Consider the following 2,154-nt stretch of genomic DNA (forward strand, 5'->3'; position numbering starts at 1 on the left):
TCATCCCAACAAATCCGAATTTTATATTATAATTACGCTATATATTTTTGATGAGATGTTTTAACATTATTTTGATTTACCATTGCATATTGCATGGTAGTGTCTATTTGTGAATGTCCTAACAGTCTTTGTACTTGTTCTATTGGCATTCCTTTATCAATTGCTCTAGTTGCCATTGTTCTTCGAAACTTATGCGGATGAATTTTTTCAAGGTTTAAAGTTCTTCCAATGTTTCGCAAACGTATCTCAACACCGCTAATTTTCAATCTCTCATGTGGAGCGTCCAAAGTCACAAATAAAGCCTCATTATGATCAAATCTAGTTTCAAGATATTGTTTTAAATGAACTTTTGTCTTTGCATCGAAATATACTCGCCGCTCTTTATCACCTTTTCCATAAACAATACATTCTCTACCTTCAAAATTTATATCATCTATGTTAAGATTGACCAATTCTCCAACCCTGATTCCGGTCGAATACAATAGATCAATCATAGCCAAATCTCTTTTTTCTTTACAGTTGTCACGCAGTTTTTCGATTTCTTCATCCGAGATGGTATTCTTAACAATCTTTTTCGTTTTTATTTTATGTATTCTTTTCATTGGACTTTTTAAGATATAATCTTCCTCTTCCAGCCATGAAAAGAAACTTGAAATATTTCTACGCACATTATCAATCGTAACATTAGAACAATTATTTCGCTTTTGATAATTCGATAAATACTCCCGCATTTCCTCGGTTGTAATCTTTCGAACATTTTTCTCCGTACACGATAATAAATGTAGTACTGTTACCCTATAATAATTAATCGTTCTCTCTGAACATCCTTCAATTCTCTTCGCTGCCAAAAACATATTCAAAAAGTCTTCATTCTTTATATTCACTTTTGACGCTTCATTTTCGGCAAATGTTTTAATAATAACCTCTTGCAGTTTTTTCATTTGAGTAATTGATAAATACTCTGACATTTCATTCAATACTGTTACAATTTTTTCTTCCATGTTGGTTTCTCCTCTTCTGATACCAACATCCTACAACCATATTCTTTATAATATCTTATTTTCCTTATAGCATTCAAAAATGTAATTTGGATTTTCATAATAAACACTGCTATTGTAATCATCTATCTTCGAACTGATAAACGAACTGTACACTTTCATCAATGCATCAACAATTTCAATTTTTTCATCATCTGCAACCATTTTTATAAGGCGTTTGTACACCTTTCCTATATCCCAATACGAAGGCAATGCGTAACCACAATCAGATACATTATCAAATTCTCCCATGCGAATATTTGCATCCGCAATAAACTTATCACTAACGCTGTCGATATTATCGCAATGATATACATCCGCAAGTTCATAAATCTTGCTAATTCTAGTCTTTCCAAGTTTATTCACTACATCAGCACGAATATTTTTCCTTTTACGCGAAATGTATTCGATTAGACTGCAAGTAAAAAATAAACCTTATTCTTTTATAGCATTCTCCTATCATTTCAACTTTTTGATTTTCTAAATTTGTAATAAACAAAAGCTATATCTCACTTACATCTTCATCTACTATTATGAAACCCAATGATTCAATAAAAGATTCGACTAGTCCATTTGCAATCCCAATTGCCGATTCATCCCCACTTATAATCGCACCTTTCATCATCAACTTATTTAAATTGCTAATTGCTTCTTCTATTTCATCTCTATTAAGCAAACAAGCTCGACTATTTTTTATACGATTTAGTAATGAAATGTACTTACTGATTTTATCTTTACTATTTCCCATATAGTTTTGAGCAGATTTAAGCAACTGCTCATATTCATTTTTTAGTTTATTGGTATATGCTAATTGGTTTTCAAGTATATCTAATTTTCCTGATACTTGCTTTGCCATGTCAGCTGCATTCGATGCATTAGCCTTTGCTTTATTTGCCGAATAATAACTGATAACACTAAATATCAAAGATAATACTCCAATTGCAAAAGAAACTTTATTGTATATTCCACCTCCTTTGAAAAAATCATTTATTATATTCATTTACTTCACCTCCCTAATACTTGTATTACACGAAATATTTCTGCATCAAACTGTCAAACAGCATTTGTGTTTCGTCTAATGCTTTTTGCACGGCAACTTTTGATTTGTCGACTTGGT

Annotated in this window: 3 protein-coding genes; all 3 read right to left on the reverse strand. The window is 31.3% G+C overall.

Annotation, left to right across the window (positions count from 1 at the left end; translation table 11 throughout):
• Positions 1–32: 32 nt before the first annotated feature.
• The 3 genes from xerA to LKD41_RS15435 all read right to left on the reverse strand — a co-directional run bounded on the left by xerA (position 33) and on the right by LKD41_RS15435 (position 2,037).
• Positions 33–1,001, reverse strand: a complete 969-nt coding sequence (gene xerA, locus LKD41_RS15425) for a site-specific tyrosine recombinase/integron integrase (protein WP_227701669.1) — start codon at positions 999–1,001, stop codon at positions 33–35.
• A gap of 45 nt (positions 1,002–1,046) precedes the next feature.
• On the reverse strand, positions 1,047–1,448 hold the full coding sequence (locus LKD41_RS15430) for a hypothetical protein (RefSeq protein WP_227701671.1): 402 nt from the start codon (positions 1,446–1,448) through the stop codon (positions 1,047–1,049).
• 91 nt (positions 1,449–1,539) lie between these two features.
• Positions 1,540–2,037 (reverse strand): hypothetical protein, encoded by a 498-nt coding sequence (locus tag LKD41_RS15435; RefSeq protein WP_227701670.1) that lies wholly within the window; start codon positions 2,035–2,037, stop codon positions 1,540–1,542.
• Positions 2,038–2,154: the final 117 nt, after the last annotated feature.

It is taken from the genome of Roseburia sp. CLA-AA-H209, from assembly GCF_020687575.1.
GTDB classification, from domain to species: Bacteria; Bacillota; Clostridia; order Lachnospirales; family Lachnospiraceae; genus Roseburia_C; species Roseburia_C amylophila.

Excerpts from the sequence above, each read along its gene's own strand:
- xerA (WP_227701669.1), bottom strand. The coding sequence starts at position 1,001 with ATGGAAGAAAAAATTGTAACAGTATTGAATGAAATGTCAGAGTATTTA.
- LKD41_RS15435 (WP_227701670.1), bottom strand. The coding sequence starts at position 2,037 with ATGAATATAATAAATGATTTTTTCAAAGGAGGTGGAATATACAATAAA.